The organism is Rothia santali (assembly GCF_024199905.1).
GTDB classification, from domain to species: Bacteria; Actinomycetota; Actinomycetes; order Actinomycetales; family Micrococcaceae; genus Rothia; species Rothia santali.
Window position 1 is genome coordinate 1 of sequence record NZ_JANAFB010000029.1, and the last position, 26,626, is coordinate 26,626.

At 73.7% G+C, this 26,626-nt stretch carries 23 protein-coding genes; 13 read left to right on the plus strand and 10 right to left on the minus strand.

Going from position 1 to position 26,626, the window contains the following annotated elements; translation table 11 throughout:
• A partial coding sequence (locus NBM05_RS11140) for a LysR family transcriptional regulator (protein WP_254167346.1) occupies positions 1–810 on the minus strand: 810 nt, incomplete at its 3' end.
• 70 nt (positions 811–880) lie between these two features.
• On the opposite strand from NBM05_RS11140, the gene NBM05_RS11145 reads away from it, so the two are divergent.
• From NBM05_RS11145 to NBM05_RS11155, 3 genes are read left to right on the plus strand one after another with little or no spacing between them, the layout of a single operon-like run.
• Positions 881–1,333: an SLAC1 family transporter gene (locus NBM05_RS11145; protein WP_254167348.1), complete on the plus strand. Its 453-nt coding sequence runs from the start codon at positions 881–883 to the stop codon at positions 1,331–1,333.
• Positions 1,321–2,028 carry an SLAC1 family transporter gene (locus tag NBM05_RS11150; protein WP_254167349.1) on the plus strand — a complete coding sequence of 236 codons (708 nt, stop codon included), beginning with the start codon at positions 1,321–1,323 and terminating at the stop codon, positions 2,026–2,028. Before NBM05_RS11145 ends, NBM05_RS11150 begins: the two co-directional genes overlap by 13 nt.
• A 43-nt stretch (positions 2,029–2,071) precedes the next feature.
• Complete coding sequence (locus NBM05_RS11155; protein WP_254167350.1) at positions 2,072–2,671, plus strand: DJ-1/PfpI family protein; 600 nt, start codon at positions 2,072–2,074, stop codon at positions 2,669–2,671.
• Between the two features lie 179 nt (positions 2,672–2,850).
• Here the strand turns inward: NBM05_RS11155 and purU are convergent, their stop codons facing one another.
• The 6 genes from purU to glyA form a co-directional block, all read right to left on the minus strand.
• Positions 2,851–3,753: a formyltetrahydrofolate deformylase gene (purU, locus tag NBM05_RS11160; protein WP_254167351.1), complete on the minus strand. Its 903-nt coding sequence runs from the start codon at positions 3,751–3,753 to the stop codon at positions 2,851–2,853.
• Positions 3,754–3,829: 76 nt separating this feature from the next.
• On the minus strand, positions 3,830–4,564 hold the full coding sequence (locus tag NBM05_RS11165; RefSeq protein ID WP_254167352.1) for a sarcosine oxidase subunit gamma: 735 nt from the start codon (positions 4,562–4,564) through the stop codon (positions 3,830–3,832).
• Entirely contained in the window at positions 4,557–7,481 is a 2,925-nt protein-coding gene (locus NBM05_RS11170; RefSeq protein WP_254167354.1) for a glycine cleavage T C-terminal barrel domain-containing protein, read from the minus strand. Before NBM05_RS11170 ends, NBM05_RS11165 begins: the two co-directional genes overlap by 8 nt.
• Positions 7,478–7,795 (minus strand): sarcosine oxidase subunit delta, encoded by a 318-nt coding sequence (locus tag NBM05_RS11175; RefSeq protein WP_254167356.1) that lies wholly within the window; start codon positions 7,793–7,795, stop codon positions 7,478–7,480. Before NBM05_RS11175 ends, NBM05_RS11170 begins: the two co-directional genes overlap by 4 nt.
• Positions 7,796–7,818: 23 nt before the next feature.
• The gene (locus tag NBM05_RS11180; RefSeq protein WP_254167358.1) at positions 7,819–9,036 is read right to left on the minus strand and encodes a sarcosine oxidase subunit beta family protein; all 1,218 of its coding nucleotides are present in this window, start codon (positions 9,034–9,036) and stop codon (positions 7,819–7,821) included.
• 2 nt (positions 9,037–9,038) lie between these two features.
• Positions 9,039–10,394: a serine hydroxymethyltransferase gene (gene glyA / locus NBM05_RS11185; RefSeq protein ID WP_302183925.1), complete on the minus strand. Its 1,356-nt coding sequence runs from the start codon at positions 10,392–10,394 to the stop codon at positions 9,039–9,041.
• Positions 10,395–10,506: 112 nt separating this feature from the next.
• Between glyA and NBM05_RS11190 the strand changes: the two genes are divergently transcribed.
• The 4 genes from NBM05_RS11190 (at position 10,507) to NBM05_RS11205 (ending at position 15,372) form a co-directional block, all read left to right on the plus strand.
• Positions 10,507–11,172: a GntR family transcriptional regulator gene (locus tag NBM05_RS11190; RefSeq protein ID WP_254167360.1), complete on the plus strand. Its 666-nt coding sequence runs from the start codon at positions 10,507–10,509 to the stop codon at positions 11,170–11,172.
• 356 nt (positions 11,173–11,528) lie between these two features.
• Positions 11,529–12,926 carry a protoporphyrinogen/coproporphyrinogen oxidase gene (locus NBM05_RS11195; protein ID WP_254167361.1) on the plus strand — a complete coding sequence of 466 codons (1,398 nt, stop codon included), beginning with the start codon at positions 11,529–11,531 and terminating at the stop codon, positions 12,924–12,926.
• 50 nt (positions 12,927–12,976) lie between these two features.
• Positions 12,977–13,870 (plus strand): 4-hydroxy-tetrahydrodipicolinate synthase, encoded by an 894-nt coding sequence (dapA, locus tag NBM05_RS11200; RefSeq protein ID WP_254167363.1) that lies wholly within the window; start codon positions 12,977–12,979, stop codon positions 13,868–13,870.
• Positions 13,870–15,372 carry an aminobutyraldehyde dehydrogenase gene (locus tag NBM05_RS11205; protein WP_254167365.1) on the plus strand — a complete coding sequence of 501 codons (1,503 nt, stop codon included), beginning with the start codon at positions 13,870–13,872 and terminating at the stop codon, positions 15,370–15,372. Before dapA ends, NBM05_RS11205 begins: the two co-directional genes overlap by 1 nt.
• Positions 15,373–15,464: 92 nt before the next feature.
• Here the strand turns inward: NBM05_RS11205 and NBM05_RS11210 are convergent, their stop codons facing one another.
• Positions 15,465–16,499 carry an Ldh family oxidoreductase gene (locus NBM05_RS11210; RefSeq protein WP_254167367.1) on the minus strand — a complete coding sequence of 345 codons (1,035 nt, stop codon included), beginning with the start codon at positions 16,497–16,499 and terminating at the stop codon, positions 15,465–15,467.
• A 297-nt stretch (positions 16,500–16,796) separates the two neighbouring features.
• Between NBM05_RS11210 and NBM05_RS11215 the strand changes: the two genes are divergently transcribed.
• The 3 genes from NBM05_RS11215 to NBM05_RS11225 are packed head-to-tail and all read left to right on the plus strand — an operon-like array spanning position 16,797 to position 20,075.
• Entirely contained in the window at positions 16,797–18,257 is a 1,461-nt protein-coding gene (locus tag NBM05_RS11215) for an alanine/glycine:cation symporter family protein (RefSeq protein ID WP_254167369.1), read from the plus strand.
• A gap of 30 nt (positions 18,258–18,287) precedes the next feature.
• Positions 18,288–18,986: a GntR family transcriptional regulator gene (locus NBM05_RS11220; RefSeq protein WP_254167371.1), complete on the plus strand. Its 699-nt coding sequence runs from the start codon at positions 18,288–18,290 to the stop codon at positions 18,984–18,986.
• Positions 18,987–19,046: 60 nt separating this feature from the next.
• Entirely contained in the window at positions 19,047–20,075 is a 1,029-nt protein-coding gene (locus NBM05_RS11225) for a LacI family DNA-binding transcriptional regulator (RefSeq protein ID WP_254167372.1), read from the plus strand.
• 116 nt (positions 20,076–20,191) lie between these two features.
• On the opposite strand, the gene NBM05_RS11230 is transcribed toward NBM05_RS11225, so the two are convergent.
• Positions 20,192–21,085: a sugar phosphate isomerase/epimerase family protein gene (locus tag NBM05_RS11230; protein ID WP_254167374.1), complete on the minus strand. Its 894-nt coding sequence runs from the start codon at positions 21,083–21,085 to the stop codon at positions 20,192–20,194.
• Positions 21,082–22,170, minus strand: coding sequence for a Gfo/Idh/MocA family protein (locus NBM05_RS11235; RefSeq protein ID WP_254167376.1), 1,089 nt, complete (start codon positions 22,168–22,170; stop codon positions 21,082–21,084). Before NBM05_RS11235 ends, NBM05_RS11230 begins: the two co-directional genes overlap by 4 nt.
• Positions 22,171–22,335: 165 nt before the next feature.
• On the opposite strand from NBM05_RS11235, the gene NBM05_RS11240 reads away from it, so the two are divergent.
• The 3 genes from NBM05_RS11240 to NBM05_RS11250 all read left to right on the plus strand — a co-directional run bounded on the left by NBM05_RS11240 (position 22,336) and on the right by NBM05_RS11250 (position 26,613).
• Positions 22,336–23,784 (plus strand): aldehyde dehydrogenase family protein, encoded by a 1,449-nt coding sequence (locus NBM05_RS11240; RefSeq protein WP_254167378.1) that lies wholly within the window; start codon positions 22,336–22,338, stop codon positions 23,782–23,784.
• Positions 23,785–23,899: 115 nt separating this feature from the next.
• On the plus strand, positions 23,900–25,837 hold the full coding sequence (iolD, locus tag NBM05_RS11245) for a 3D-(3,5/4)-trihydroxycyclohexane-1,2-dione acylhydrolase (decyclizing) (RefSeq protein ID WP_254167385.1): 1,938 nt from the start codon (positions 23,900–23,902) through the stop codon (positions 25,835–25,837).
• A complete protein-coding gene (locus NBM05_RS11250; RefSeq protein WP_254167387.1) occupies positions 25,834–26,613 on the plus strand; it encodes an HpcH/HpaI aldolase family protein in 780 nt (259 codons plus the stop codon). The genes iolD and NBM05_RS11250 overlap by 4 nt, the downstream gene beginning before the upstream one ends.
• Positions 26,614–26,626: the final 13 nt, after the last annotated feature.

Here is a 26,626-nt window from a genome sequence, read left to right on the forward strand (position 1 = left end):
CTCCAGCGCCACGCGGACCAGCGCGCCGCTCTCGAGCTCCGCGGCCACGGTGCGCAGGCTCATGACGGCGGGCGCGACGCCGGCCAGGACGCTGGCGCGGACCACCGCCGTCGTGCCCAGCACCGCCGCCGGCTCCGCGAGGCCGAGACCCTGTTCCGCGAGCCAGGCCTCCAGCGTCCCCCGCGTCCCGGAGCCCTCCTCCCGGACCAGCAGCGCCTCCTCGGCGAGGGCCCGCGCGTCGATGCTCCCGCGGCACGCCCACGGGTGCTCGGGTGCGGCGACGACCGCGAGCTCGTCCGGCTCCAGCGGCCGCGCGGAGACGCCGGCCGGGATCGAGGGGCCCTCCACGAAGCCCAGGTCCGCCGAGCCGTCCGCGATCCGGGCCAGCACGTCCGCCGAGTTCCCCGCCAGGAGCCGGACGGCGGCGTCGGGCCGGTGCCGCCGCAGGCGCAGTAGCCAGCGCGGCAGGAAGAGCTCCGCGACGGTCTGCGAGGCCGCTACCGTGAGGGCGCCGGCCGGCTGCCGCAGCGACTCGAGGCTGACCTCCAGGCGGCGCAGCCCGCCGAGCACGGGCTCGGCCAGCTCCAGGACGGTCGCGCCCGTCGGGGTCAGCGCGGAGCCCGAGGGGGAGCGGCGCAGCAGGGAGAGCCCGGTGGCTCGTTCGGCCGCGGCCAGGCGCGCGGAGGCGGCCTGCTGGCTCATCCCGAGTCGCTCCGCCGCGCGGGAGAGGGAGCCCAGCTCGGCCACGCCCTCGAGGATCTCCAGGGTGTCGACGTCCAGCGCGCGGTCGGTCAGGCGATGCTTGGTCACAACCCCACATTGTGCCACGCCAACCAAGAGCGCGTGGCGCGGCCGTCCGGGCGGGCCGCAGACTGGAGGCATGCTCGTGCAGACCCCCTCCTCCGACTCCCAGGCGTCAGTGCGCCGTTCCCCCTCGCCTCCGCGGGAGGGGGCGAGGCGCCCGGGCCTCACCGTCGCGCACGTCCCGCCCAACTGGTTCGCCGCGGTGATGGGCACGGGCATCGTGGCCACGGCCGGCGCGAGCCTGCCCCTGCAGCTGCCCGGGCAGCGGACGGCGGCCACGGCGGTCTGGGCCCTCGCCGCGGTCCTGCTGGCCGGCGTCGTCCTCGCGACGGCGCTGCACTGGGCCCGGCACCCGGGGCCGCGCGCGGGCACCACCGGCACCCGGTCACGGCGCACTTCACGGCGCGCCGCCCATGGCGCTGCTGACGGTCGCGGCGGGGCGCTCCTGCTGGGCCGGGACTGGGTGGGGAGCGCGCCGCCGTCGACCTCGCCTGGGCGCTGTGGGGAGCCGGCACGGTGCTGGGGCTGATCGGGGCGGTCGCGATCCCGTGCCTGGTCGCCGCGCGCGGTCGGTACCGGCCCGAGGAGGCCTTCGGCGGGTGGCTCATGCCCGTGGTCCCGCCGATGGTCTCGGCCTCCGCGGGCGCCCTCCTGCTGCCCCACGCCCCGGCGGGCCTGCCGCGCGAGGCGCTGCTGTGGGGGTGCTACGCCCTCTTCGCCCTGAGCCTGGCGGCCTCGCTGCTCGTCACCTCCCTGATCGTGCGGCGGCTGGTCCGGCACGGGGTCGGGGCGCCGGGGGCGGTGCCGACGCTGTGGATCGTCCTGGGCTTCGCGGGTCAGTCGGCCACGGCCGTCAACCTCCTGGCCGACCGCGCCCCGCTCGCGGCGGACGACGCCGTCGCAGGGTCCCTGCTCCGCTTCGCGGTGGCCTACGGCGCCCTCGCTCTGGGATTCGCGCTGCTGTGGACGGCGCTGGCGTTGGTCCTCACCCTCCGGGCGGTCCGGCGCGGGCTGCCGTTCTCGCTGACCTGGTGGTCCTTCACCTTCCCGGTGGGCACCTGCGCGACCGGCCTCAGCGCCCTCGCCGGGCACACCGGCCTGACCGCGGTGACGGTCCTCGCCGTGGCCTACTGCGCGGGGCTGGTCGCCGCCTGGTGCGTGGTCGGGGCGCGGACCCTCCACGGCGTCGCGATCCGGGGGGATCTGCTGTTGCCCCCGCGCTGAGCGGGGAGGGGCGGGCGCCCGTGACCCGTGCCATACTCGTGGCATGGAGACCAGGACGGCAGTGATCCACCTCTTCGACGGCGTCGAGGAGCTCGACGCCGTGGGCCCCTGGGAGGTGCTGGCCTCCTGGGCCAGGGGCCACCCGGAGGACGGGTGGCGGGTCGTCACGGCGTCGTCCTCGGGCGGGTCCGTGACCGCGGCCAAGGGCCTGCGGATCCAGCCGGACGGGGTCCTCGCGGAGCACCCCGCGCCGGACCTCTTCCTCGAGCCGGGCGGCCGGGGCTCCCGGCCCCTGTGCGCAGACGCCGCGCACCTGGCTTACCTGCGCGAGGCCGCGGCGTCGGGGGCCCTGATGACCAGCGTATGCACCGGCTCGCTCGTCTACGCGGCCGCCGGGCTGCTGCGCGGCCGGCCCGCCACCACGCACCACCTCGCCTACGACGAGCTGGCGGCCCAGGACGAGACCGTGGTCGTGCGCAGCGGGGAGCGCTGGGTCGACGACGGCGACGTCGTCACCTCCGCGGGGGTCTCCGCCGGGATCGACATGGCGCTGCACCTGGTGGGCCGGCTCGCCGGCGCGGAGCGCGCGCTCGAGGTCCAGCGCCAGATCCAGTACGACCCGGAGCCGCCCTCCTGGGACTGAGGCGCCGAGCGTCCGGGACCGAGGCGCCGGACGCCCGGGACTGACGCGTCGGATGCCCGGGACTGACGCGTCGGGCACCCGGAATCGAGGCGTCGGATGCCGCGGCGCTTCCGGTCTCGCGCACGGGAAAGGGGGCGGCGCCGCTCACCGCGGCGCCGCCCCCTGCACCTCCACGCGGCTCAGCGCAGGATGATCGTGCGGTTCCCGTCCACGAACACCCGCGACTCGCAGTGCAGCTTGACCGCGTCCGCGAGCGCCTTGCACTCGGAGTCGCGCCCGGCCGCGGCCAGGTCCTCCGGCCCGAAGGCGTGGTCGACCTGCATGACCTGCTGGCTGATGATCGGGCCCTCGTCCAGCTCCTCGTTGACGTAGTGGGCCGTGGCGCCGATGGTCTTGACCCCGCGCTCGAAGGCCTGGTGGTACGGCTTCGAGCCCTTGAACGAGGGCAGGAACGAGTGGTGGATGTTGATCGCTTTGCCCGAGAGCTCGGCGGTCAGCGCGTCCGAGAGGATCTGCATGTAGCGGGCCAGGATGACCAGCTCGACGTCGTACTCCTCCACCAGCTCCAGCAGCCGGCCCTCGGCCACCTGCTTGTTCTGCGGGTCCACCGGGACGTGGAAGTACGGGATGCCGTGCCACTCGATGAGCTCGCGGTGGTCCGGGTGGTTGGAGACCACGGCCGCGATCTCGATCGGCAGCGAGCCAACGCGGGAGCGGTAGAGCAGGTCGTTGAGGCAGTGGTCCGACTTCGAGGCCATGATGAGCACCCGGCGTCGTGCGGCGTGGGGGTTCAGGGACCACTCGGCGCCGAGGTCCGTCTCGAGGCGGGTCAGGCGCTCGCGCAGGCCCGCGTCCACGGTCTCCGGGGAGTCGCCCGGCACCGAGAAGTGCATGCGCAGGAAGTAGCGGTCGCTGCGGGGGTCGTCGAACTGCTTGAGCTCGATGATGTTGCCCTCGAACTCCACGAGGAGTCCGGTGAGGGCGTGGAGGAGGCCGGGGCGCTGGGCGCAGGCGAAGTTGAGCACGTACTCGTACGTGGTGGCGTTCGGGGTCTCCGGGGTCGTCGAAAGTGTTGCGGTCATGGTCTGATTCTCCCTCATCTTGAACGGGGGCTCGACGCCGGGGCGGCGAGGTGCTGCTGGCGGGCCGGCTCGGACGTCAGTCGATCGGCGGGGACGCGAACTCCCGCATGCCGTCGATCAGCCAGTGCACCGTGTACTCGGCGAAGGACGAGCGCGGATAGACCCGGAACGTCCCCTCGTCGCTGCGGTGCAGGATCACCTGGACCGGGCCCAGCGCCGTCGAGGCCACCGCGCCCACCGGGAACTCCCGCGGGTGCAGGTCCACGTGGCAGCCCTTCTCTAGGACCGCCCGCGCCCGGGGGCCGCTGAGCTCCAGGATGGTGCGGTTGCCCGAGAGGTCGATGACCTGGCCCGGGAGTCCCTCGAGGGCCTCCTCGGCCCGCCGGGCCTCGCCGGGGACCTGGCGGCGCGAGGCGTCGACCACGAGGAACTCGTCCGGCGAGAGCCACAGGGAGTGCAGGCCCGCGGCGTCGCCGGTGGACTCGCCGCAGCGGGTCGGCATGGGGAGTCCCAGCGCGGCCTCGACGACGTCGCAGCTCGGCGTGCCGGGCCAGCTGCGCACGCCGATCTGGGGGCGGAACGGCAGCTCCGCGAGGCGCACCCCGCGCTCGCCGTCCGTGCCGGCCTCCCGCATCTGCTCGGCGAGGTGGCCGGCGGGGGAGCGGCGCAGGGCGTCCAGGGCGCCGGGCTCCTGGGCGACGCCGGGTGCGGCGTCCCCGCCCGGACCGGTCTCGCTTCGGCCGGTCTCGGCGCGGCCGGTCTCGGCGCGGTCAATCTCGGTGCGCTCGGGTGTGGTGCTGTGCTCAGCCATCGCGGCGGGCCCCTTCCGGGTCGTAGAAGACGGGTGAGGTGATCTCGACGTCGACGACGTCGTCCCCCGCGAGGGTCTTGACCACCTCGCCCATGCGGTTGCGCCCGTCCTTGATCAGGGCCAGCCCGAAGGGGCGGCCCAGGGCGGCCGAGAGGTAGGAGGAGGTGACGTGCCCCAGCATGGGCACCGGCCCCTGCTCCGGGGTGACCGGGGTGTCCCGGGACATCAGCTGCGCCCCCTCGTCCAGGCGGGTCCGGCCGTCCACGGGCAGGACGCCGACCAGGTGCTTCCGGTCCGTCCGGGAGGTGTCCGCCCGCTGGAACGAGCGCTTCCCGATGCAGTCCTTGAGCTTGGACACCGCCCACTCCATGCCCGCGTCCTGTGGGGTCACGGTGCCGTCGGTGTCCTGTCCGATGATGATCAGGCCCTTCTCCGCGCGCAGCACGTGCATGGTCTCGGTGCCGTAGGGGGTGATGTCGAACTCCGCGCCGGCCTCGGCCACCAGCTCCCAGGTCGAGAGCCCGTAGAAGTTCTCCACGTTGATCTCGAAGGCGAGCTCGCCGGAGAACGAGACCCGGCAGACCCGGGCGGGGACCCCGTTGGACAGGACCGTCTCGCGGAAGGCCATGAACGGGAACGCCTCGTTGGAGACATCGAGCTCGGGCAGGATCTTGGCGACCACGGCGCGGGACCTCGGCCCGACCACGGCCACCGTGTTCCACTGCTCGGTGATCGAGGTGAACACGACGTCGAGGTCCGGCCACTCCGTCTGGTGCCACTCCTCGAGCCAGTCGAGGACCTTGGGCGCGCCGCCGGTGGTGGTGGTCATGTAGAACCGGTCCTCGGCGATGCGCAGGGTCACGCCGTCGTCGAAGAGCATGCCGTCCGGGGTGCACATCAGGCCGTAGCGGCCCTTGCCCACCGCGAGCTTGGCGAAGCCGTTGGTGTAGATCCGGTTGAGGAACTGGGCGGCGTCGGCCCCGCGGATCTCGATCTTGCCCAGCGTGGAGACGTCCTGCATCCCCACGGACCCCCGCACGGCCGCGCACTCGCGCAGCACCGCGGCGTCCAGGTCCTCGCCCCCGCGGGGGTAGTACCAGGGCCGCTTCCACTCCCCGACGTCCTCGAACATCGCGCCGTGCGCCACGTGCCACGGGTGCATGTTGGTGGTCCGGGCCGGGGCGAACAGGTGACCCCGACGCCGCCCCGCGAGCGCCGCGAAGGGCACCGGCGCGAAGGGGGCCCGGAAGGTGGTGGGCCCGATCGCCGAAGGATCCTCGGCCCCGAAGACCTCGGCGAGCACGCCCAGGGCCAGCACGCCGGAGGTCTTGCCCTGGTCCTGCGCGGTGGAGATCGAGGTGTAGCGCTTGACGTGCTCGGCCGAGCGCATCCCGGCGCCCACGGCCCGCATCACGTCCGCGACCGTCTGGTCCCGCTGCAGGTCCACGAAGTGGGTGTCCCACTCGCCCGGCACGCCGGAGGGCCCCGGGACCAGCCACAGGGGCCGGGGTGCCGCGGTCGGGACGCCCTCCCGGGACTCGGCGCCGGCGGCCGGGACCATGAGCGGGGCGCTCAGCCCGCAGTCGGCGGCCGCGCGGTGCCCGGCCGGCGCGCCCTCGGCGAGCGCCTCGGCCAGCGAGAGCGAGCCGTTGAGCGCGCCCGCGGTGTCCTGGCCCCGCACGGGGGCCTCGGGGACGAAGCCGGCGATGGACGGCTCCCAGCGCAGGGCGCCCTGCCGCTGCGAGTGCAGGTGCACCACGGGGGAGTGGCCCCCGGAGACGGCGAGCAGGTCGGTCTCCAGGGTCTCGGGCTCTCCGGTCAGGCCGCCGTTGGCGTCGAGGCGGCTGACGGTCGCCCGGGCCACCCGCGGTGAGCCCTCGCCCGCCTCGGTGCCGATCACGGCCGCGCCGAAGATCCCCCGGGCGCCCGCGTCCGCGAGCTCGCGGGCGGCACGCTCGGAGGGCTCGGGCCGGGAGTCCACCACCGCGGCGATGCCGACGCCGGCCCGGCGCAGGTCCTGCACCAGGTCGTAGGCGGAGTCGTCGGTGGTGGCCACCAGGACGCGCTGCCCGGCGGCGACGCCGTAGCGGTTGAGGTAGGTGCGCACCGCGGAGGAGAGCATGACGCCGGGGCGGTCGTTGTCCGCGAAGACGATCGGCCGCTCGTGGGACCCGGTGGCCAGCACGACCCGGCGGGCCCGCAGATGCCAGGTCCGCTGCCGGGAGACCCCGGGCCGCTCCTCGACCGGCAGGTGGTCGGTGCGGTTCTGCACCGCCACGACGTAGTTGGAGTCGTAGGAGCCGATCGCCGTGGTGCGCGGCAGGTAGGTGAAGTCCTCCAGGGCGCCCAGCCGCTCGACGGCGCGGCGGCACCAGGCCACGGCGTCCTCGCCGTCGATCTCCTCGTCTCGAGTTGAGAGGAGGAAGCCGCCCGGCTGGGGCTGGTCGTCGATCAGGTAGGTGCGGGCGCCGGTCTTGGCGGCTTCCCGGGCCGCGGCGACGCCGGCCGGCCCCGCGCCGACCACCACGACGTCGGCGTGGACGTACATGCGGTCGTACTCGGCCGCGTCACCGGCCGGGTCCAGCTGCCCGCGCCCCTGCAGCCAGCGGCCCGCCAGGCCCTCGGTCAGCCCGATCACCGGCGCGGCCAGCATCGACTCCTCGGCGTGCCCGGGCCCGCGGGCGGCGAGGTGCATCAGGGCGTTGGGCTCCTCGACGCCGGCGGCGAGGATGCCGCGGGGCCGGGAGAGGTACAGCGAGGGCCCGCACTCCAGGGCGTCGCCGGCGAGCAGGGCGCTCGCCACCGTGTCGCCCCGCAGGCCGGTGCGCGCGGCGCCCTCGAACGTGAAGGACAGGGGCGCGGCGCGGTCGATGCCGTGCCCGGGGGTGCGGTCGGCGCTCAGGCGCGAGGCGGTCATCGGGTGTTCCCTTCGACGAGGCGGCCGGTGGTCGGGACGGGGTCGGCGGCGGGTGCCCGGCCCAGGGGGTAGGTGCTCGAGAACTCGTAGGTGCGGGTGTCCCGCACGGCGTTGAACCACTTCCGGCAGCCCATCGAGTGCATCCACCGCTCGGTGAACGCGCCCTTCGGGTTGCCCCGGTAGAAGAGGAACTCGGCCCACTCGGCGTCGGAGAGCTCGTAGGGGTCGACCGGGTACTCGACGTCGGCCTCGCCGCCGTAGTGGAACTCGATCTCGTCGCGCGGCCCGCAGTGCGGGCAGTCGATCTGCAGCATGGTGTGTGTGCGCTCCTTGCCTTCTAGTGGGCGACGGCGGCCGCGCCGTGCTCGTCGATCAGGTGGCCGGTCTCGAAGCGGTCCAGCACGAACGGCGCGCTCAGCGGGTGCGGGGCGCCGGTGGCGATGGTGTGGGCGAAGGTCAGCCCGGCGGCCGGGGTCCCCTTGAACCCGCCGGTGCCCCAGCCGCAGTTGACGTACAGTCCCTCGACCGGGGTCGGGGAGATGATGGGCGAGGCGTCGAGGGTCGTGTCCACGATCCCGCCCCAGGTCCGCAGCAGGTGCGCCCGGGCGAAGATCGGGAACAGCTCGACCGCGGCCGCCATCTGGTCCTCGATGATGTGGAACCCGCCCCGTTGGCCGTAGCCGTTGAACGAGTCGACGCCCGCGCCCATGACCAGCTCGCCCTTGTGGGCCTGCGAGACGTAGACGTGGATGTGGTTGGACATGACCACCGTGGGGTGGACCGGCTCGAAGAGCTCCGAGACCAGCGCCTGCAGCGGCCGCGACTGGATGGGCAGCCGCACCCCGGCCATCTCGGCCAGGATCGAGGAGTGCCCGGCGGCGGCCAGGCCGACCTTGCCGCAGGCGATCCTCCCGCGGGTCGTCTCGACCCCGACGACGCGCTCGCCGTCCTTGAGGAACCCGGTCACCTCGCAGTTCTGGATGATGTCCACGCCCATCCGGTCGCAGGCGCGGGCGAAGGCCCAGGCCACGTGGTCGTGCTTGGCGATGCCGCCGCGCGGCTGGTAGGTCGCGCCCATCACGGGGTAGCGGATCTCGTCCGAGACGTTGATGATCGGACAGACCTCCTTGACCTGCTGCGGGTCGAGGTACTCGGCGTCGACGCCGTTGAGCCGGTTGGCGTTGACCCGCCGCTGGGCGTCGCGGACCTCCTGCATCGTGTGGGCCACGTTCAGGACGCCGCGCTGGGAGAAGAGGAAGTCGTAGTCGAGCTCCTCGGGCAGCTGCTCCCACAGCTGCAGCGACTTCTCGTAGATCCCCGCCGACTCGTCCCACAGGTAGTTGGAGCGGATGATCGTGGTGTTGCGCGCCATGTTCCCGCCGGCCAGCCAGCCGCGCTCGAGGATGGCGATGTTGGTCATGCCGTGTTCCTTGGCCAGGTAGTAGGCCGTGGCCAGACCGTGCCCGCCGCCGCCGACGATCACGGCGTCGTAGCTGGACTGGGGGTCCGGGTTGCGCCAGAGGAAGTCCGGGTGCTCCGGCAGCTTCTCCGCCATGGTCACGCTCCGATCGGGGTGGTCGCGGGGGTCAGGCTGGGGTAGAGGGGGTGGGCGTCCGCCAGGGCGCGCACCCGCTCGCGGAGGGACTCGAGGGGCCCGGGGTCGACGTCGTCGGCCGCGGTGCCCGCGATGAGCAGCTCGGCGACGACGTCGGCGACCTCCTCGAAGGCCGCCTCCCCGAAGCCGCGCGTGGCGAGCGCCGGGGTGCCGATGCGCAGGCCCGAGGTGACCATGGGCGGGCGAGGGTCGAAGGGCACGGCGTTGCGGTTCACGGTGATCTCGACCTGGGCGAGCAGGTCCTCGCCGCGCTTGCCGTCCAGCGGGGAGTCGCGCAGGTCCACGAGCACCAGGTGCACGTCGGTCCCGCCGGAGACGACCGTGATGCCGCGCTCGGCGACGTCGGGCCGGGTCAGCCGCCGGGCGAGGATCCGGGCGCCCTCGACGGTGCGCCGCTGCCGCTCCGCGAACTCGGGCGAGGCGGCGATCTTGAACGCCACGGCCTTGCCGGCGATCACGTGCTCGAGCGGGCCGCCCTGCTGGCCGGGGAAGACGGCCGAGTTGACCTTCTTGGCCACGGCGGCGTCGTTGGTGAGGATCAGGCCGCCGCGCGGGCCGGCCAGGGTCTTGTGGGTCGTGGTGGTCACGACGTGGGCGTGGGGCACGGGGCTCGGGTGCAGCCCGGCCGCCACCAGCCCGGCGAAGTGGGCCATGTCCACCATGAGGTAGGCGCCGACCTCGTCGGCGATCGCGCGGAACCGGGCGAAGTCCAGCACGCGCGGGTAGGCGGACCAGCCGGCGATGATGAGCTTGGGCCGGTACTTCACGGCCAGGGCCTCCACCTCGTCCATGTCCACGGTGTGGGTCTTCTCGTCCACCCCGTAGTCGATGACGTGGTAGAGCTTCCCGGAGAAGTTCAGCTTCATCCCGTGGGTCAGGTGGCCGCCGTGGGCCAGGTTCAGCCCGAGGATGGTGTCCCCCGGGGTGATGAGCGCGTGCATCACCGAGGCGTTGGCCTGGGCGCCCGAGTGCGGCTGGACGTTGGCGTACTCGGCGCCGAAGATCCCCTTGGCGCGCTCGATCGCGACCTGCTCGATGACGTCGACGTGCTCGCAGCCCCCGTAGTAGCGCCGGCCCGGGTAGCCCTCCGCGTACTTGTTGGTCAGCACCGAGCCCTGGGCCGCCATCACCGCCTGCGCGGTGTGGTTCTCCGAGGCGATCATCTCCAGGCCGGTGCGCTGGCGGGCCAGCTCCCGGTCGATCTGCTCGGCCACCAGGGGGTCCAGCTCCGCCAGGTCGGCGGTCAGCGAGGCGTCGGCGAGGGGCGTGTAGTCGGTCATGGGCTGTCCCGCTTCCATCCGTGTGATCGTCAACTGATATATCAGTTGTCGCTTAGCCTAGAATGAGTGGTGGAACACACGCAATAGTGTGAAGCGACCGATTTTCCCAGCGTCCCGAAGGAGTGACCCCGTGACCGCCGAACTCGTCACCGCCGCCCCGGCGCCGTCGGCCTCGATGGCCGAGCGCACCTACCACACCCTGCGCGACCGGCTCACGCTGCTGGACATCGCACCGGGCGCTCCCCTGAGCGAGGCCGCGCTGAGCCGGGAGCTCGACGTCGGGCGCACGCCGCTGCGCGAGGCCCTCAAGCGGCTGGAGGCGGACCACCTCGTGGTCACCTTCGCCCGGCGCGGCACCTTCGCCGCCAACGTGGACCTCACCGAGATCACCCCGATCTCCGAGATGCGCCGGGTGCTGGTGCCGCTGGCCGCCCACCGCGCCGCCTCCTTCACCGGCGGCGAGGTCCGGGGCGAGCTCGCGGAGGCCCTGGACGCCATCCGGGAGACGGCCTCCGACGCCGACCGCCGGCACCTCATGGAGCTGGACCTCCGCGTCCACCGGCTGATCAGCCAGGCGGCCAGGAGCCCGCACCTGGAGGAGGCCCTGGTGCGCCTGGACAACCTGGTGACCCGGATGTGGTGCCTGATCATGGACCGGCTCCCGCCGATGGAGGGGCACATCGGGGAGCACCTGGCGCTCGTGGAGCGCATCCTGGCCGGTGACGAGGAGCGCGCCGAGCGGCTGGCCCGCGAGCACGTGGCGCACTTCGACGACGCCGCCCGGTCGGTGCTGTAGCAACGCGGCCCGGTCGGTGCCGTGGCGAAGGGCCCCGCCGGTGCCGTGGTGGGGCCGGGCGGCCGACGGTGCGGGGTGGAGACGGCCCCGGGTGCACGGCGGGTCCCGGACACGGAAAAGTGGTGCACGAACCGCTTGTGTGATGTGTGATCACAGAGTTAGTGTGTTCTAGACAACAGATGGACGGCCGGGGTGGCCGAGGACGACCCCGCCCGGTTCGTCCTCCCCGCGGGTCGTGGGCCGGGTTCGCCCGGGCCGGCTCGGCGGTGGTCCTGCTGTCGCCCGCAGGCATTCTCGCCGTCCGGGGGAGCGCTCTCGAGGCTCACCGGCGGCCGTTTCGTGAAAGGGATGATCCCGTGAAGGACGCAGTCATCATCGGAGGAGGGCTCGCCGGCCTGTCGGCCGCCTGGCGGCTCAGGCACTGGGACACCCTCGTCCTGGAGTCCGGGGACCGCATCGGCGGGCGCATCCGCTCGGAGAAGCGCGGCCAGTACTTCCTCAACTGGGGAGGCCACGTCTTCGGCGGCCCCAACACCTCGACCCACGAGCTGCTCACCGAGACCGGGACCCGCGCCATCGACGTCCCCGGCTCCCTGGCCGGCGTCTCGATGAACGGCAAGCTGCTGCTCAAGGGCCCCGTCCAGACCTACCCGTTCCGCATCCCCATGGCGCTGTCCGACCGGGTCGCGATGCTGAAGTCGGGCATGAAGGTCAGCGCCGACGTCTTCCGCTACGCCAAGGCCACCCGGCGCCGCCCGGGCGAGAGCGGCGAGCAGCGGCAGCAGCGGATCTACGACTTCGAGAACGACCGGTCCTTCGCCGACCACCTCGGGGACATCCCGGAGGACGCCGAGGCGCTGTTCCGGCCGACCGTGACCCGCTCCGCGGGCGACCCCGAGCAGATCTCGGCCGGCGCGGGCATCGGGTACTTCAGCCTGGTGTGGAACATCGGGCAGGGTCTGAGCCGCAGCATCCTGGGCGGCCCCTCGACGCTGACCGAGACCATCGCGGCCTCGCAGCACGAGCGGATCGAGCTCGGCGCCCAGGTCCAGGAGGTCGTGCAGCACAAGGATCACGTGGTGGTGCGCTACCGCCGGGACGGCGAGGACCGCGAGGTCACCGCGCGCACGGCCATCCTGGCCACCCCCGCCACGGTGAGCCACCGGATCGGCGTCGACCTCCCGGCGGACACCCGCGAGGCGCTGGCGCAGGTCAAGTACGGCTCCTACGTCAGCGCGGCCTTCCTCACCAACGAGCAGGGCCCGCAGCCGTGGGACGGCGCCTACGGCATCGCGACGCCCAAGCGGTCCTTCAACGTGGCCCTGAACATGGGCAACATCGTCCGCGGGACCGAGAGCCACCGGCAGCCCGGCGGCAGCATCATGACCTTCTCCCCGGCGAGCCTGGCGGAGCGGCTGCTGCCGAAGACCGACGAGGAGATCGTCGACACCTACGTCTCCGACCTGGACCAGGTGCTGCCCGGCTTCGCCGGGATCGTCGAGGAGGCGCACGTGCAGCGCTGGGAGACGGGCGCGCCCTACTGCTTCCCCGGCCGCGGGAAGCTCCAGGACGTCCTGATGCGCCCCGCCGACCGGGTCTTCCTCGCCGGGGACTACCTGGGCACGCTCTACACCGAGACCGCCATCACCTCGGCGTTCACCGCCGCCCAGAACGCGGCGAGCCTGCTGGCCACGGAGCGGCAGACCCACGCCGCCCCGTCCACGGCCGGGCACCCCCTCACCGAAGCCGCCTGAGCCCCGGGCGCAGACCACCACCACCCCTCACGAACGCGCAAAGGAGCATCATGCCCCAGGAGATCCGCGGTGTCCTCACCGCACTGACCACCCCCTTCGACGCCGACGAGAACATCGACGTCCCCGCCCTGCGGCGCGTCGTCGACCGGTCCGTGGAGGCCGGCGTGAACGGCGTCGTCGCCGGCGGCTCCACCGGGGAGTTCGCCTCCCTCACCCCCGACGAGCGGCGCCGGCTGGTCGACGCCGTCACCGAGCACGTGGGCGGCCGGGTCCCCGTCATCGCCCAGACCGGCGCGACGACAACCCAGGAGGCGCTCCGCCACTCCGAGGCGGCCCGCGCGGCCGGCGCCGACGTCCTCATGCTGGTCACCCCCTACTACGAGCCGCTCTCGCTCGAGGAGACCGTGGCCTACATCGAGGAGGTCTCCTCCTCGGTCGAGCTCCCGGTCATGCTGTACAACATCCCCGGCGCCACGGGCGTGAACCTCGACCCCGACACCGTGGGCCGCCTCGCCCGGAAGCACGAGAACATCCGCTACATCAAGGACTCGAGCGTCGACTGGGAGCAGGCCCTGCGCCTGATCCACCACCACGGCGACGTGATCGACACCTTCATCGGGTGGGACACGTTCATCTACAGCGCCCTGCTGGAGGGCGCGGCCGGCGTCATGGCCGGGGCCGCCAACGTGGTGCCCGGGGAGATCGTCTCGGTCTACCGCGCCGTGACCGAGGGCCGCCTTGACGAGGCACGCGCCGAGTGGGCCCGCCTGTACCCCGTCATCGACGCGATGATCTCGGAGCCGTTCATCGCCGCCGTCAAGGCCGGCCTGCGGATCCAGGGGGAGCCGGTGGGCGCGCCCCGCAGCCCCATGGGCGAGATCTCGCCCGCAGCCAACGCACGCATCGAGGAGGCCCTGGCCTCGCTGGAGAAGGTGAGCAAGTGATGACCGCAGCACCCACCAATATCAAGGTCCGCCGCGAGGCCCGCGCCGCGCTGGTCGAGACCTCCGAGCTTCCGCCGCTGAAGAACTACATCGACGGCGCGTTCCGGGACGAGGTCTCCGGGAACGTCACGACCCTGGTGAACCCCGCGACCGGCGAGGCCATCGCCGACGTGCCGCGGGGCACCGTGGATCAGGTCGACCAGGCCGTGGACGCGGCGTCGGCGGCCTTCCCCGCCTGGCGCGGCATCACGCCCAAGGAGCGCTCCGAGCTGCTGCTGAAGATCGCGGACCGCATCGAGGAGCACGCGGACGTGCTGGCCCGCCTGGAGGCCTTCAACGCCGGCAAGCCCCGCGAGGTGGCCGACGACGACGTCGCCGGCACCGTGGACATCTTCCGCTTCTGCGCCGGCGCCTGCCGGGCCTTCACCGAGCTCGGCTCGGCCCAGTACGTCAAGGACCACACCTCGATCGTCCTGCGCGAGCCGGTGGGCGTGGTCGGGGCGATCGTGCCCTGGAACTACCCCCTGCTCATGGGCGCCTGGAAGATCGCGCCGATCCTGGCCGCGGGCAACACCCTGGTGCTCAAGCCGGCGGAGCAGACGCCGCTGACCACGCTCAAGCTGCTCGAGATCGTCGGGGACCTGCTGCCCGACGGCGTGTTCAACGTCGTCACGGGGCAGGGCCGCGAGGTCGGGGCCCGGCTCTCCGAGCACCCGGACATCGCGCTGGTGGCCGTGACCGGCAGCGTCGGCAGCGGTCAGGCGGTCGCGGCCGGCGCCAGCGAGTCGCTCAAGCGCGTGCACCTCGAGCTGGGCGGCAAGGCGCCGGTGGTGATCTTCGAGGACGCGGACCTGCCGCAGGCCGCCGAGGCCCTGCGCGCGGCCGGGTACTGGAACTCCGGTCAGGAGTGCGGGGCCGGCACGCGCGTCCTGGTCCACGAGTCGGTCGCGGAGCGCTTCGTCGAGCTGCTGGTGGAGCAGGTCTCCTCCCTCGTGGTGGGGGACCCGGCGGCCGGGGACGACGTCGAGATCGGCCCGCTGGTCTCGAAGGACCACTACGAGCGCGTGCTCGGCTTCCTCGAGCGCGCCCAGGCCGACGGGGCCACGGCGGCGATCGGCGGCGGGGCCGCGGAGGGCGCGGGCTTCTTCGTCGCTCCGACCGTCCTGACCGGCGTCGCGCCCGGCTCCGAGGCCTCGCAGGAGGAGATCTTCGGACCCGTGGTCACTGTGGAGACCTTCTCCGACGAGGAGGAGGCCATCCGGCGCGCCAACGAGGTGCCCTACGGCCTCGCGGCCTCGGTGTTCACCCGCGACGCCGCGCGCTCGCTCGAGGTGCCCCAGCGCATCGACGCCGGCACGGTGTGGGTCAACTCCCACCTGGTCCTGGCCAACGAGGTCCCCTGGGGCGGGTTCAAGGGCTCCGGCTACGGCCGCGACCTCTCGATCTACGCGCTCCAGGACTACTCCCGGACCAAGCACGTGCAGATCAACCACGGACGCTGACGCCGCGCACGCGCCGGTGAACCGCGCCGGGAGGCCGGGCCCGCCATCCCTCGGGGTGGCGGGCCCGGCCTCTGCGATGGGGCGGGTTCGGCTCATCTCGCGGGGCGGTCCCGGAGCCTTCTTGCGATCTCGGCTTCCCCGGCCCGACGCCGCAGGTCGGCCAGCAGGGCGGCGTCGAGCTCCACGCGGTCCAGGCGCGCGCGGCGCCGGCCCGGGACGGCGACGCCGTGCTCCCGCTCCAGGCGCGCGACGTGCCGTCCGAGCCGGTCCAGGAAGCCCGGGCCGGCCAGCTCGGGGTCGAGGGCCAGGAGGAAGAGGCCGACGCGCGGGCTCTCGGCCCCGCCGTCGAAGGGCGGGGCGTCGACCGACCAGGACCCGCCGGCCAGGCCCGCGAGGATCTCCACGACCAGGCCGAGGTTGGCGGCCTTGAGGCCGTCGGGCAGCAGCGAGCCCTCGAGCGCCGCGCCGGCGTCGGAGGTCTCGCGGCCGTCCCGGTCCAGGGCCCAGCCCGGGGGCAGGCTCTCGCCGCGCTGCGCGGCCTCCCGGATGGACACGTAGGCCACCCGGCCGATGCCCTGGTCCACGAGCACGGGGGCCTCGGGGGCCGGGGCCGCGAGGGAGAAGGGGTTGGTGCCCAGCACCGCGCCGCCCGCGGCGCCGAGGGCCACCAGGGCGGGCGAGTTCGCGGCGGCCAGCGCCACGAGGCCCTCCTCGGCCACGGCCGAGGTGAAGTGGCCGAGCTCGCCGCAGGTGTAGGCCTCGCGCACGGCCAGGACCGCGACGCCGCTGCGCCGGGCCTCGGCGGTCAGCTCCGGCAGCAGCCGCTCGAAGGCGACGTGCGGGATGTTCCGGCGGGCGTCGGCCCGGAGGACGACGCCGCGGCGGTCCGTGAGCGGCTCGGCATCGCCGCGGATGGCGCCCGCCTCGAGCGCCGCGAGGTAGTCGAGCAGGTGTGTGACGCCCACTTGGGGGCGGCCGCGCCGTTCGGCGAGGACGATCGAGCGGGCCAGGGCCTCCGCGGTCTCGCGGTCCGCGCCCGAGCGGCGCGCCGCCGCGACGCAGAGCCGCCGCAGCGCCTCCGGCTCGACGCTCATGGGGCGCCGGAGGGCGGCGTCGTCGGCGGTCATCGGTCTCCTGGCGTCGCGTGAGGGGGGGTGAGGGGCATCAGCGGCCCCGGGGCGAGCCGCGGACCTCGTCATGGGTGTCAGTGAATGATGGGACAGCGGGGCGCCGCGGGGCTGCTGATGCCGTGATATGTGATCACAATGACATTATTGTTGGGGACCCGGAGGGAGATGTCAATGCCCCGCGACCACTTCGCTTCCCCGGGGGCGGGCCTCTGCCGGCCTGTTGGAGGCGGCGGGGGTCTCGTGTAGCATGGCGGCATCTTCGTGATGGGTGTCACCACACATCGGAGAGTAACGATGGAAGCACTGACGACCATCAGCGGCTGGATCTGGGATCCCCTGGCGTACTTCGCGCTCGCCGTGGGCGCGTTCTTCACCTTCGTGACCAAAGGCGTGCAGTTCCGCAGGCTGCCGGACATGATCAGTCAGCTGCGGCACAGCAAGAGCGGCGAGGGCGGGCTGTCCTCGTTCCAGACGCTCGCGCTCACCATGTCGAGCCGCGTCGGCGTCGGCAGCATCGCGGGCGTCGCGACGGCGATCGCCATGGGCGGGCCCGGCTCCCTCCTCTGGATGGTGATCACGGGACTCCTGGGGTCGACGTGCGCCTACGCCGAGGCCGTGCTGGCCCAGGTCTACAAGCGGCACCTCCACGACGAGGACCGCGGCGGGATGCCGTACTACATCAGGTTCGGGCTCAAGCTCCCCTGGCTCGCGATGATCGTCGCCCTGACCGCGATGCTCGGCTACGGCTTCGTCTTCCCCGGCATCCAGGCCAACAACATCGCCTCGAGCGCCGAGCTCGCCTTCGGCCTGCCGACCTGGGGCACCGGCCTGATCGTCACCGGTCTCCTCGCCCTGGTCATCATCGGCGGGACCAAGCGCATCGTCCACGTCGCGCAGGCCGTGGTGCCCTTCATGGCGATCGGCTACCTGCTGACCGCGCTGGTCGTCATCTGCTTCAACCTCGAGCGGGTCCCGGAGGCGCTGAGCGTCATCGTGCTCTCGGGCCTGGGCATCGACCAGGTCTTCGGCGGCATCGTGGGCTACGCCGTCGCCTGGGGCGTGCGGCGGGCCGTGTTCGCCTCGGCGACCGGGTTCGGCGAGGGCACCTTCTCCGCGGCCGCCGCCCGGGCGAGCCACCCCGGGAAGCAGGGCGTCATCCAGGCGTTCAGCATCTACATCGACCTGCTGCTGATCTGCATGGCCACGGGACTCATGATCGTCATCACCGGCAGGTACCACGTCGTGGACAGCGTCGGCGGCGGCTTCATCGTCGACAACGTGCCGGGCGTGGTGGCCGGGCCGAACTTCGTGCAGGAGGCCATCGACACCTCCCTGACGGGGTGGGGTAGCGTCTTCGTGGCCGTCGCGGTGCTCCTGTTCGCGTTCACCTCCCAGGTGTTCTTCTACTACGTCGCCACGACCAACCTGGTCTTCATCCTCGGGGAGCGGCGCAACCGGCTCCTGGAGAACATCCTCAAGGCGGGGGCGCTCGCGATCTCCTTCTTCGGGGCGGTCGTCAGCGCCGATGCGATGTGGGCGGCCGGCGACATCGGGTACGGGCTGCTGGCGTGGCTGAACATGATCAGCGTCCTGCTGCTGACGCCGGTGGTCTGGAAGGTGGTCAAGGACTACGACCGGCAGCGGCGCGCCGGGGTGGACCCGACCTTCGACCCGGAGGCCCTGGGCATCCAGGGCGCGGAATGGTGGAAGACCGCGATCGAGACCGGGGCCCTGGACCGGATCAAGCAGGGCTGACGGCGGTGCCGTCTGGCTATAGTGGAGGACATGGTGTTATCGAAGCTCGAGACGGGTGCCCGCGTCGGCGACCAGGCCTTCGAGGCCGTCCACGCGGCGATCGTGAGCGGCGAGTACGCCGCCGGCCGCCGGCTCCAGATCCGCGACCTCGCGGCCGAGCTGGGCATCAGCGTCATGCCGGTCCGCGAGGCCATCAAGCGCCTCGAGGAGGCCGGCCTGGTCGAGACCAAGCCCTACCGGGGCGCGGTGGTCAAGGACTTCACGCCCGAGGAGCTGCTGCACGTCTACGAGGTGCGGCGGCTGCTCGAGGTGGGCGCGGCGGAGCGCGGGGCCTTCCGGGTCACGGCGGACGACGTCGAGCGGCTGGCCCAGCTGGACCGGGCCGTGCGCGAGGCCCTGGAGCGCCGCAGCGTCATCGACTACCTGGACCGCGACGAGGAGATCCTCTCGGTCGTCTACGCAGCCACCGGCAACCCCGTGCTGGTGGACTCGATCCGCTCGCTCTGGGGGCGCTGCCGGCACTTCAAGATCGTCGGGGTCCGGGAGGAGCTGGACCGGGGGGAGCCCTCCTCCCTCCTGGCCTACCACGAGCGCTTCCTGGAGGCCGTGACCTCCGGCGACGCGCGGGCGGCCGCCGGGGTGGTCACCGACTCCCTCGACGCCGCCACCGACCGGATCCGGCGGGCGCTGCCGGAGGCCGCGGTCCCCGAGGCACCCCGCGCGCGGTAACGGCGCGGGGCCCGGCCGGGCGACGTCGGTCCGCCGCCCTCCTGTGCCAAGATGGTCCCCATGAGCAAGCCAGCAGGCGCCGCCCCGCGGGCCACCATCCGCGACGTCGCCGCGCAGGCGGGGGTCTCCAAGTCCCTGGTCTCCCTGGCGTTCAAGGACCCCGCGCGGGTCAGCGAGTCGCGCCTGCGCCGGATCCGCGACGCCGCGGAGGAGCTCGGCTACCAGCCCAACTTCCTGGCCCGCTCGCTCGCGGCCGAGGGCTCGCCCTTCATCGGCGTCGTGGTGGTGGACCTGCGCAACCCGCTGTTCGCCGACATCGCCGACGCCGCCCGCGCCGTCCTCGACGCCCACGGCCAGTACGGCCTCATCACCAGCGCGAGCGTGCCCGGCGTCGCGGGGGCGGGCGAGCGGTACGGGATCGTGGACGACCGCGTCATGGCCATGCTCCAGGACCTGCGCCCCCGCGCGCTGATGGTCATCGGCACGGTGGCCGACGCCTCGGCCCTGCCGCGGGGCATCCCCCTGGTCTACGCGAGCGCCGCGCCGGAGGCCGACGCCGGGCAGACCTCCGTCCGCGTCGACGACCGGGCGGGCATGGAGCTGCTCTTCGACCACCTCGTGGAGCGGGGCCACCGCCGCATCGCCTTCGTGGGCGGGGAGGGCGGCGGCGTCTCCCGCCTGCGGCTCGACGCCTACCTCGAGGCGTGCCGGACCCGGGGGCTCGAGGAGATCGTCCACCCCGCCTCCTACGGCGAGCGCGAGGGCGCCGACGCCGGCGCGCGGCTGCTCGCGAGCGACCCCCGGCCCACCGCCGTTATCGCCGTCAACGACCTGGCCGCGATCGGCGTGCAGGCCGCCGCGGAGGAGGCGGGGCTGACCCTGCCGCGGGATCTCGCGGTCGCGGGCTTCGACAACACCTACCTCGCGGGCCTGCCCCGCATCTCGCTGACCTCGGTGGACCCGCGCAACGCGGAGATCGGGCGGCTCGCGGCCGAGCGGGTCCTCGCCGCGCTCGAGGACCCGGACGCTCCCGGTGACGAGGAGCTGGTACGGCCCGGGCTGGTGATGCGCGCCTCGACGCTGGGGTGAGGCGAGGGGTCGGCGGGTGGCAGCTCACCGGATCGTCGCCCGGCTCGCGGTTGGCGACTCAGGCCGCGCCCCGGCTCGCGGTTGGCGACTCAGCCGCGCCCCGGTGCTCCGCCGACTCAGGCCGCGCCGCGCAGCACCGGCAGCGCCGAGTCTCGGGCGGCCGTCAGCGCCTCGCGCAGGGGCAGCCGCCGGTGCTCGCGCGAAAGGATCTCCACGCCCCACGGCCCCTCGAACCCCACCCGGCGCATCGTGGCGACGAACCCTGCCACGTCCTGGTCGCCCGCGCCGATCAGCCGCCGGTGGTCGCGGGTGTCCTCGAAGAGGGTCGCGCCCGCGGCGGGTTCGGCGTCGGCGTCGCACAGCTCGACGCCGAACACGTCCCCCGGCGCGAGGCAGCGCTCCAGCTCGGCCAGCGTCGTGCCGGCCCGGAAGACGTGCCAGAAGTCGACGACGAGCCCGCCCGCCGGATGCCCCGCCCGGCGCACCAGCTCGGCGCCCTGCGGGACCGAGGCGACCATCGCGAAGGGCAGCGGCTCCAGCGCCACGCGCGTCCCTCGGGCAGCCGCCTCCTCCGCGAGCCGTCGGAACGGCCCCACCAGGGGTCCGACGTCGGCCACCGGCTCCCCGAAGGCCGTGCCCGCCTTGACGAACGCGGCGCCGAGGGCCTCCGCGGCGTCGAGCAGCAGCTCCCAGGTCTCCCGCCAGGTGGCGTCCTCCTCCCACCACCCGGAGCACAGCTCGACCTCCACGTGCTCCAGGCCGGCCGCCTCGATGCGCTCCCGCAGGGCGGGGAAGCCGATGGTCTCGCGGACCCGGCGCAGGTCGTCCTGGCCGAAGCCGACGCCCGCCCAGCCCTCCTCGGCCGCGACGCGGACCCGCTCGAGCGCGTCGAAGGGGCTCAGCTCGGGGGAGGCCCCCGGCATGGCGGTCCCCGCGCTGGTCCAGCAGGTGGCGACCAGGCGCGGTGCGGCGGCGGGCGGCGTCGGGCTCGCGGAGCGCGGGGTGCTCACGAGGCCGGTCCCGCCGCGGCGCCGCGCCCGGCCGATGCCGAGAGCCCCTCGCGCCCCTCGCCCCCCGCGAGGCCGCTCGGGTCCACCGCCACCGCGACGCCGCTCTCCGCGGACTCCTGGGCGGCGTCGGCCAGCACCAGGGCCGCGCGGCCGTCCTCGAAGCCCGGATTGCGCACCGTCCCCGAGCGGACGCCCTCGGCGAACTCGCGCAGCTCGGCGCGGTAGGCCTCGGCGTACCGGTCGACGAAGGAGGAGTAGTACGGCGCGGTGGTGCCCTCCGCGGCGTCGGCCCCGAAGCGACGAGTCGTCAGCGGGAGCAGGTTCTCGACCCGCGCCGCGCCCGCGTCGCCGAAGGCCTCCAGCCGCTGGTCGTAGCCGTAGCTGCAGTGCCGCGAGTTGACGATCGTGACGATCTCGCCCCCGGCCCCGCGCAGCACCACGGTCGCGGTGTCGTAGTCGTTGGCCGCGGCCACCTCCGGGCTGAAGCTCTGCTCCGCCCGGGCCGTGACCTCGACGATCTCGGGGATGAAGAAGCGCGCGACGTCGAGGTCGTGGATGGTCATGTCGCGGAAGATCCCGCCCGAGGCGGCGAGGTAGGCCGCGCCCGGCGGCTCGGGGTCCCGGCTGACGATGGTCAGCTGCTCCAGGCGCCCGACGCCGCCCTCCCGCACCGTCCGGTGCAGGTCCGCGATGCTGGGGTCGAAGCGGCGGTTGAAGCCGATGGCGATCGGCGTGCTCGCCGCGCGGGCCTTCTCCCGCAGCGCGTCGACCCGCCGGATGTCCAGGTGGATGGGCTTCTCGCAGAGGACCGGCAGGCCGCGATCGATGCAGGCCTCGATCAGTCCTACGTGGGTGGGCGTGGGGGAGGCGACGACGACGGCGTCGAGGTCCCCGGCTGCGAGCAGCTCCTCGGGGCTGCCCGTGACGCCGGGGCAGCCGTACCGCTCGGCGGTCTCCCGCCCGCGGTCCAGGGCTGGGTCGCAGATCCAGCGCAGCGTGGTCCCGGGCAGCGAGGCGGCGTTGGCCGCGTGCACCTGGCCGATCCGGCCGGTGCCGAAGAGGCCGATCCTGAGAGGGTTCGTCATGCGTGTGGTCCTTTCGAGAGGCGGTGAATCCGCGGGCAGCGCGTGCCGTCGTTGACAGCGTGCCCTGCATCACTCTAGATTACTTGGACCGGTTCAATTTTCCGAACATCGCGTAGGTCGGAAAATTGGACCGGTCCAAAACTTCTCACGACGCGAAGGAGCGCCATGACCCGCAGCGAACTGCTCATCGGCGGCAGCTGGCAGGCCGCCGCCGGGACCTCCAGCGAGACCCGGCAGGTCACCTCCCCCTACGACGGGCGGGTGGTCGGCGAGGTCGCCGCGGCCGGCCCCGACGACGTCGAGCGGGCGATCCGCGCGGCCGAGGCCGGTGCCGCCCGCTGGCGCCGCACCCCGGCCCACGAGCGCTCCGACGTCCTCCTCCGCGCCGCCGCCCTGGCCGACGAGCGCGCCGAGCGCATCGGCGAGATCCTGAGCGCCGAGAACGGCAAGACCCTCGCCGAGGCGCAGGGCGAGGCCCGCCGCTCGGGCGACATCATCCGCCTCGCGGCCTTCGAGGGCACCCAGCTCTACGGCCAGACCCTCCCGCTGGACGCCAACCGCGGCACGGGCCAGGAGAAGCTCGGCTTCACGCTGCGCCAGCCGGTCGGCATCGTCGCCGCGATCACGCCCTTCAACTACCCGGCGCTGCTGGTCAACCACAAGGTCGCCCCGGCGCTGGCCGCGGGCAACGCGGTGATCCTCAAGCCGGCCGGGACCACCCCGCTCACCGCGCTCGCGCTCGCCGAGTGCTTCGTGGATGCCGGCCTGCCCGAGGGCGTGCTCTCGGTGCTCACCGGCGCGGGCGCCCAGCTGGGCGACGCGATCGTCGCCGACCCCCGGGTCCGTAAGATCTCCTTCACCGGATCCACCGGGGTGGGGGAGCACATCGCGTCGATCGCGGGCGTCAAGAAGCTCTCGCTCGAGCTCGGCTCCTCGGCGCCGGTCGTGGTGCTGCCCGACGCCGACCTCGAGCTGGCCGCCGACGCCGTCGCCGCCGGCGGGTACATCAACGCCGGCCAGGTCTGCATCTCGGTCCAGCGCGTCGTCGCGCACGAGGCCGTGGCCGCGGACTTCGCCGAGGCGCTGACCGCCCGGGTCGCGCGGCTGCGCACGGGCGACCCGTCCTCGCCCGACACGACCGTCGGCACCCTGATCACCGAGAAGGAGGCCCGGCGCGTCGAGCAGTCGATCCGCCGCGCGGTCGACGACGGCGCCCGCCTCGCCCTCGGTGGCGAGCGGGACGGCGCGATGGTCCAGCCCGCGGTCCTGACCGGCGTCGACCCCGACTCCGCCATCGCCCAGGAGGAGCTCTTCGGCCCCGCGGTCGCGATCTCCACCGCGCCCGACGCCGCGGCCGCCCTGCGCACCGCCAACAACTCCGCCTACGGCCTGGCCGCGGGCGTGTTCACCCGCGACGTCGACGCCGCCGTGCGCGCGGCGCGGGAGATCGACGCCGGCGTCGTGCACGTCAACTGGACCCCGCTATGGCGGGCCGACCTCATGCCCTACGGCGGCCTCAAGGCCAGCGGCATCGGCAAGGAGGGGCCGCGCGCCGCGGTTGAGGAGATGACCGAGAGCAAGACCGTGATCCTCCACGGCCGCCCCTGGAGCTGACGACGACGAGTCGTCACCGGCCGCGGCACACGGTGACGACTCGCCGCCCGGCCCGACGACCCGCGCCCACCCGAGACACCGACACGCCCGCCCGCCCCGCACCCGAAGGAAGACCATGACCCACCCCGAGAAGACCGTCCGCCTGACCGTGGCGCAGGCGGTGGTCAAGTTCATCACCGCCCAGCACTCCGTGGCCGACGGGAAGCGGCAGCGCTTCGTCCCCGCCGCGGCCGGCATCTTCGGCCACGGCAACGTCGCCAGGTTCAGCCAGGCGTTCTCGCAGTACTCGGACGAGCTGCCCTTCATCCAGGGCCGCAACGAGCAGGCCCTGGGCCACGCCGGCTCGGCGCTGGCCAAGGCCACCCGGCGTCGCCAGACCCTCGCGGTCAGCGCCTCGATCGGCCCCGGCGCGATGAACCTGGTCACCGCCGCCGCGCTCGCGACCGTCAACCGCCTGCCCCTGCTGCTCCTGCCCGGGGACACCTACGCGACCCGCCGCCAGGGCCCGGTCCTGCAGCAGCTCGAGGACCCCGCCGACCCCGGGCTCACCGTCAACGACGCCTTCCGCCCGGTCTCCCGGTTCTTCGACCGGATCACCCGCCCGGAGCAGCTGGTCACCGCCCTGCCCCAGGCCTTCCGGGTGCTCGCCAACCCGGTCGAGACCGGCGCGGTGGTGCTCTCCCTGCCCCAGGACATCCAGTCCCACGCCTACGACTTCCCGGCCGCGCTCTTCGAGCCGCGCGACTGGGTCATCCGCCGCCCCATCCCGGCCCCCGACGAGCTGGACGGGGTCGCCGCGCTGATCCGCGCGGCCGAGCGCCCCCTGCTGATCGCCGGCGGCGGCGTCCACTACTCCGACGCGACCGCCGCCCTGGAGGGCCTCGCCGAGGCCACCGGCATCCCGGTCGCCGAGACCTTCGGCGGCAAGGGCGCGGTCCAGCACGACGCCGGGTGGTTCCTCGGCGGCATCGGCCTGGAGGGCAACCCGGCCACCAACCGGCTGGTCGCGCAGGCCGACCTCGTGCTCAGCGTCGGCACCCGGCTGACCGACTTCTCGACCGGGTCCCAGACGATGTTCCGGAACCCCGAGGTGCGCTTCGCCTCGGTCAACGTCGCCGAGCTGGACGCCCTCAAGCAGGGCGCCGCGGCCGTGGTGGGCGATGCCCGCCTGGGGCTCGAGGGCCTGGTCGAGCGCCTGGCCGGCCACCGCGTCCCCACCGCGTGGAGCGAGGAGATCGCGGATCGGAAGGCCGAGTGGGCCCCCGAGCGGGCCCGCGCGCTGGACCCCGGCACGCCGTTCGACCGCGCGGCCGCCGAGGCGGACGGCGTCGAGATCCCCGAGACCGACGCCGAGATCACCCAGGGCCAGCTCATCGGCCTGCTCCAGGAGCACGCCCGGCCGGGCGACACGGTGATCGCCGCGGCGGGAGGCCCCCCGGGCGACCTCCTCAAGGTCTGGGACGCCACCGGAGAGCGCGCGTGCCACCTCGAGTTCGGCTTCTCCTGCATGGGCTACGAGATCCCGGCCGGGATCGGCGTCCGGCTGGCGAACCCCGAGCCGGAGAAGCGGGTGACCGTGTTCATCGGCGACGGCACCTTCCTGCTCAACCCCACCGAGATCCTCACCGCGGCCCAGGAGCGGCTGGACGTCACCTACGTCGTCTCCGAGAACCACGGGTACCAGGTCATCCGCCGCCTGCAGATGATGAAGTACGGCGAGCAGTTCGGCAACGACTTCCGCTACCGCGAGGAGGGCGAGGGCGGCCGCCTCGAGGGCGACTACCTCGAAGTGGACCTGGAGGGCATCGGCGGCGGCCTCGGCGCCCGGGCCATCCGGGCCATCAGCGCCGAGCAGGTGCGCCGCGCGCTGGACGAGACCCGCGGGGCCCGCGGCCCGGTCGTCATCGTGGTGCCGACCGTCCCCCTGGTGGACCTGCCGGGCTCCGGCGTCTTCTGGGACGTCGCGCCGGCCGAGGTCAGCGACCAGGAGTGGGTCCGGCCCCTCCGCGCGGAGTACGAGGAAGGGCTCGCGGGACAGAGGTGGCACGTATGATCACGCCGCTGAACCGAGGGGCGCTCGCCCGCCGGATCCGGGAGGGCCACCGGACCGTGGGCTCGTTCTCCGGGCTGGGCACGCCCGCCGCCGCGGAGGTCATGGCCGCCGCCGGCGCTGAGTGGGTCCTGCTGGACCTGGAGCACGGCGGCGGGACCGAGGAGCACGTCGGCCCGACCGCCGTGGCCACCGGGGCCTACGGCGCCGCGACGCTGGTCCGGGTGGAGCAGGCCGACCGCACCCGGATCGGCCGGGCGCTCGACGCCGGTGCGGCCGGCGTCATGCTGCCCCGCCTCAGCAGCGCGGAGGAGGTCCGCGAGGCGGTCCGCCACCTGCGCTACCCGCCCGAGGGCGACCGCGGCGTCGCGACCTACAACCGCTCGGTGCGCTGGGGCCTGGACCGCGAGGCCCTGCGCCGGAGCAACCGGGAGGCGATCGCGATCGTGCAGATCGAGACGATCGGGGCGCTCGAGGAGGTCGAGGAGATCGCCGCGATCGACGGCGTCGACGCCCTCTTCGTCGGCCCGCTCGACCTCTCCTACGCGCTCGGCACGCCGCTGGACTTCGACTCGGAGGCCTTCCGCGCCGCCGTCGAGCGCGTGCTGGCCGCGGCCTCCTCGGCCGGGATCTGCGCGGGTACGCTGAGCCCCACGGCCGAGGCCGCGCAGGAGCGGGCCGAGCAGGGCTTCCGCTTCCTCGCCGTCGGCTCCGACTCGACCCTCCTGGCCGCCGCCACGAGCTCGCTCGTGCAGCGGCTGGCACCGGACCACACCTAGACCCCCCAAGGAG

Excerpts from the sequence above, each read along its gene's own strand:
- NBM05_RS11210 (WP_254167367.1), bottom strand. The coding sequence starts at position 16,499 with ATGACCGCCGACGACGCCGCCCTCCGGCGCCCCATGAGCGTCGAGCCG.
- purU (WP_254167351.1), bottom strand. The coding sequence starts at position 3,753 with ATGACCGCAACACTTTCGACGACCCCGGAGACCCCGAACGCCACCACG.
- NBM05_RS11165 (WP_254167352.1), bottom strand. The coding sequence starts at position 4,564 with ATGGCTGAGCACAGCACCACACCCGAGCGCACCGAGATTGACCGCGCC.
- NBM05_RS11235 (WP_254167376.1), bottom strand. The coding sequence starts at position 22,170 with ATGACGAACCCTCTCAGGATCGGCCTCTTCGGCACCGGCCGGATCGGC.
- NBM05_RS11170 (WP_254167354.1), bottom strand. The coding sequence starts at position 7,481 with ATGACCGCCTCGCGCCTGAGCGCCGACCGCACCCCCGGGCACGGCATC.
- NBM05_RS11220 (WP_254167371.1), top strand. The coding sequence starts at position 18,288 with ATGGTGTTATCGAAGCTCGAGACGGGTGCCCGCGTCGGCGACCAGGCC.
- NBM05_RS11145 (WP_254167348.1), top strand. The coding sequence starts at position 881 with ATGCTCGTGCAGACCCCCTCCTCCGACTCCCAGGCGTCAGTGCGCCGT.
- NBM05_RS11205 (WP_254167365.1), top strand. The coding sequence starts at position 13,870 with ATGACCGCAGCACCCACCAATATCAAGGTCCGCCGCGAGGCCCGCGCC.
- iolD (WP_254167385.1), top strand. The coding sequence starts at position 23,900 with ATGACCCACCCCGAGAAGACCGTCCGCCTGACCGTGGCGCAGGCGGTG.
- NBM05_RS11175 (WP_254167356.1), bottom strand. The coding sequence starts at position 7,795 with ATGCTGCAGATCGACTGCCCGCACTGCGGGCCGCGCGACGAGATCGAG.
- NBM05_RS11215 (WP_254167369.1), top strand. The coding sequence starts at position 16,797 with ATGGAAGCACTGACGACCATCAGCGGCTGGATCTGGGATCCCCTGGCG.
- dapA (WP_254167363.1), top strand. The coding sequence starts at position 12,977 with ATGCCCCAGGAGATCCGCGGTGTCCTCACCGCACTGACCACCCCCTTC.
- NBM05_RS11225 (WP_254167372.1), top strand. The coding sequence starts at position 19,047 with ATGAGCAAGCCAGCAGGCGCCGCCCCGCGGGCCACCATCCGCGACGTC.
- NBM05_RS11180 (WP_254167358.1), bottom strand. The coding sequence starts at position 9,036 with ATGGCGGAGAAGCTGCCGGAGCACCCGGACTTCCTCTGGCGCAACCCG.
- NBM05_RS11240 (WP_254167378.1), top strand. The coding sequence starts at position 22,336 with ATGACCCGCAGCGAACTGCTCATCGGCGGCAGCTGGCAGGCCGCCGCC.
- glyA (WP_302183925.1), bottom strand. The coding sequence starts at position 10,394 with ATGGAAGCGGGACAGCCCATGACCGACTACACGCCCCTCGCCGACGCC.
- NBM05_RS11250 (WP_254167387.1), top strand. The coding sequence starts at position 25,834 with ATGATCACGCCGCTGAACCGAGGGGCGCTCGCCCGCCGGATCCGGGAG.
- NBM05_RS11155 (WP_254167350.1), top strand. The coding sequence starts at position 2,072 with ATGGAGACCAGGACGGCAGTGATCCACCTCTTCGACGGCGTCGAGGAG.